Genomic DNA, 3,721 nt, shown 5'->3' with positions numbered 1-3,721 from the left:
AGTCTGACTGCTCTTCAACGAAAATACTATCCTCAGAGACAGTCATACGAACGCCCATTTCCTCTAGTTTGGCGATAAAGCCTTCAAGATGCTCATAAAGAACGTTGTTAATACGAATTCCTTTACCAACCGCAGCAGCAAGTGAAATATAAGTTCCAGCTTCAATACGGTCTGGAATGACTTGGTGACGAGTCCCATGAAGCGTCTCAACACCATCAATAATGATAATATCAGTACCGGCGCCACGAATATGGGCCCCCATGTTGTTCAAAAGGGTAGCCACATCAATGATTTCTGGTTCACGGGCCGCATTTTCAATGACAGTACGTCCCTTTGCTTTGACCGCGGCAATCATGGTGTTAATCGTTGCACCAACGCTAACGGTGTCCATGTAAATACTTGCTCCATGAAGACCCTTGCCTTGGGCAGATAAATTCATATTATCTCCCTCATAGCTCACCTTAGCCCCCATAGCTTCAAAGGCTTTTAAGTGAAGGTCAATCGGGCGAGGACCCAGATCACATCCACCAGGAAGTCCAACCGTAGCTTCACCAAAGCGCCCTAAAAGACTTCCGTAAAAATAATAAGAAGCACGCAAACTATTAATCTTTCCATAAGGCATAGGAATGTTTTGAACACCTCTTGGATCAATCTCCAAGACATCATCATAACGCTTAACAGTCGCCCCCATGATCTCCATGATTTCGACAAGACTAGCAACGTCTGAAATATCTGGAACACAATCTAAAGTGACAATATCATCTGATAAGATAATAGCTGGAATAAGCGCAACGACACTATTTTTAGCACCACTAATGGTGATCTCACCTTGCAATGGACGTCCACCATTGATGACAATTTTTCTCATGTTATACTCTTTCAAAATTTACTAAAAAGGTCTTTTCATTCTATTATACCATAATTTTCAATTTTTTCCCATTACTCTTGATTATTTCCTGCCTCTTTTTTTATTTTTGTTCACAAAAAAAGACCCATCACACAAGCTTTGGAGCTTGATATGATAGGCTTTAAAAGTTAGATTAACGTACTGTACGGATACGCATTGTGTTTGTACGAGCAGCTTCTCCAAGTGGCACACCAGCAACGATAACGATATCGTCGCCAGATTCAACCAAGCCTTGTTCAACTGCAATCTTTTCAGCAAGATCAAACATATCGTCAGTATTTGAAGGACGTTCAGTTGTTACTGGAATAACACCCCAGTTCAACATCAATCCACGTTCAGTCAATTCATCGAAAGTGATTGCCAAAATGTCAGCATTTGGACGGTATTTAGAAATCAAACGTGCTGTGTGACCAGTCTTAGTAAGGGTAACAACCAATTTGATGTTCATTGAGTTAGTAGCATCTTTAACAGCTGAAGCCATAACTTCTGTCTTAGAGTTACGCTCGAATGTATCTGAGTTCAAACGACCATATTCATTAAGAAGAGTTTGAGCGTTCTTGTCGATTGTAGCCATTGTTGTTACTGATTCAAGTGGGTATTTACCGTTTGCAGACTCTCCTGAAAGCATTGTTGCATCAGTTCCGTCGATAACAGCGTTGAATACGTCTGATACTTCTGAACGAGTCGCACGTGGTTTTTCAGTCATTGTTTCAAGCATGTTTGTTGCAGTGATAACAACTTTACCAGCCGCATTCACTTTAGTAATGATCATTTTTTGGTAAACTGGAACCATTTCGAATGGTACTTCGATACCCATGTCACCACGAGCGATCATGATACCATCAGCTGCTTCGATGATCTCATCCAAGTTATCGATACCTTGTTGGTTTTCGATTTTCGCGAACAATTGAACATGTCCGTTTCCAGTTTCTTCACAGATTGCACGAACTTCATTCACGTCTTTAGCAGTACGTACGAATGAGATCGCGATGAAGTTGATACCTTGCTCAAGACCAAAGCGGATGTCGTCGTTATCACGTTCAGCAAGTGCTGGGAAAGGAATTTTAGTGTTAGGGATGTTTACACCTTTTTGTTTTGCAACAACGCCATCATTTTCAACTTCTACTTCAAATTCACGAGTTGCATCGTCTTTAGCGATAACACGAAGACCAAGTTTACCATCGTCAACCAAAACTTGACGACCAACTTCAACGTCATCATAGATGTCAAGAGCGCCAGCAACGTTCAAAGCAATCACATCGCGAGTTGATTTGATACCTTGCTTAGTTGCAACACGGATTTTTTCACCAGTTTTATAAGAGTACTCTTTTGCATCGCCTTCGAACAATTCAGTACGGATTTCAGGACCTTTTGTATCAAGAAGGAAACCAACTTTTTTACCTGCAAGTTTTTCAGCAAGTTTAACAGTTGCCATACGGTCACCTTGTTCTTGGTGGTCACCGTGTGAGAAGTTGAAACGGAAAGTGTTTGCTCCAGCTTCAATCAATTTCGCAATATTTTTTGCTGAAGCTTCAACGTCAAGTTTTTCTCCCCAGTATCCGTCATCACCGAATTTTTTACCACCACGGATTTCTACCGCAGGACCCAAGGTTGCAACGATTTTTACACGTTTGTTCATGATTTTTTGTGACTCCTTTATATAATTCGACCTTTTTGGTCATTTTACTAGATTAATAAAAGTTGATTAGGACAAGCTCTTGTTCAAGTCAGAGAGTTCAAGATCAGCTTTGTGTGGGTTGTTAACAACAATCTTACCATCAGCTGTTAGGCTAAACAAAGCTCCTTCTTCTGCTGTTCCAAGAATTGGGTTTTCAACCATTTTCTCGTTACGGATACCAACAGCGACACCACCGATTCCTTGTTTAAGGAGTTTAACAGCGTGTGCACCCATGCGTGATGCTAATACACGGTCACGAGCGGTTGGTGATCCACCACGTTGGATGTGTCCAAGTTCAGTTACACGAAGGTCACTAGTGTCTCCAGCTTCCTTGAGTTTTTTACCAAACTCATCGGCAGACATAACTCCCTCAGCCAAAACAATGATGTTGTGTTTCTTACCACATTCATAACCAGCTTTGATGCTTGCAACGATATCTTCCATCTTGAAGTCTTCTTCAGGGATGATGATTTCGTCAGCACCAGTTGCGATACCTGCCCAAAGAGCGATATCACCAGCGTTACGTCCCATTACCTCAACAACGAAAGTACGACGGTGACTTGATGATGTATCACGAATCTTATCAATCGCATCCATTGCAGTAGTAACTGCTGTATCAAATCCGATTGTGAAGTCCGTACCAACGATATCATTATCAATTGTTCCTGGAAGACCTATAGCAGGGAATCCATGCTCAGTCAAGCGCATAGCTCCGTGATAAGAACCGTCTCCACCGATAACTACGACTCCTTCGATACCGTGTTTTTTCAATTGCTCAATCCCTTTAAGTTGGCCTTCAAGTTGTGCAAACTCAGGGTAACGAGCAGAGTGAAGGAAAGTACCACCACGTGAAATGATGTCTCCTACTGAAGCAGCATCAAGTGGATAGATTTCACCGGCAACCATACCTGCGTATCCATCATAGATACCAAATACTTCCATTCCTTCTGAGATTGCTTGACGAACTACCGCACGGATGGCAGCATTCATACCAGGGGCGTCTCCACCACTGGTCAAAACAGCAATACGTTTCATTTGGTTATGCTCCTTTTTCTTTTAACATTCCTACTGATTATACCACATTTAATTGGAAAATTCTTCTATTTTCCGTATTTTTAGCGATAAATCGTTTTCAT

General features: G+C 41.6%; 3 protein-coding genes. All 3 read right to left on the bottom strand.

Annotated features, from left to right (window positions below; all coding sequences use genetic code 11):
* Positions 1 to 868 (bottom strand): UDP-N-acetylglucosamine 1-carboxyvinyltransferase (locus SORDD24_RS07385; protein WP_061409139.1); only part of this gene is annotated, 868 nt, incomplete at its 3' end.
* A gap of 172 nt (positions 869 to 1,040) precedes the next feature.
* Complete coding sequence (gene pyk, locus SORDD24_RS07380) at positions 1,041 to 2,546, bottom strand: pyruvate kinase (RefSeq protein WP_061409137.1); 1,506 nt, start codon at positions 2,544 to 2,546, stop codon at positions 1,041 to 1,043.
* A 66-nt stretch (positions 2,547 to 2,612) separates the two neighbouring features.
* Complete coding sequence (pfkA, locus tag SORDD24_RS07375; protein WP_061409134.1) at positions 2,613 to 3,620, bottom strand: 6-phosphofructokinase; 1,008 nt, start codon at positions 3,618 to 3,620, stop codon at positions 2,613 to 2,615.
* Between the last annotated feature and the right edge of the window lie 101 nt (positions 3,621 to 3,721).

The sequence above is a fragment of the Streptococcus oralis genome, assembly GCF_001579175.1.
Taxonomy (GTDB): domain Bacteria; phylum Bacillota; class Bacilli; order Lactobacillales; family Streptococcaceae; genus Streptococcus; species Streptococcus oralis_O.
Note: the sequence above shows the minus strand (reverse complement) of the source record. Positions and strands in the feature narration are given on the sequence as shown.

Bases quoted from the DNA above. Each gene is read 5' to 3' on its own strand.
- pyk (WP_061409137.1), bottom strand. From the start codon at position 2,546: ATGAACAAACGTGTAAAAATCGTTGCAACCTTGGGTCCTGCGGTAGAA.
- pfkA (WP_061409134.1), bottom strand. From the start codon at position 3,620: ATGAAACGTATTGCTGTTTTGACCAGTGGTGGAGACGCCCCTGGTATG.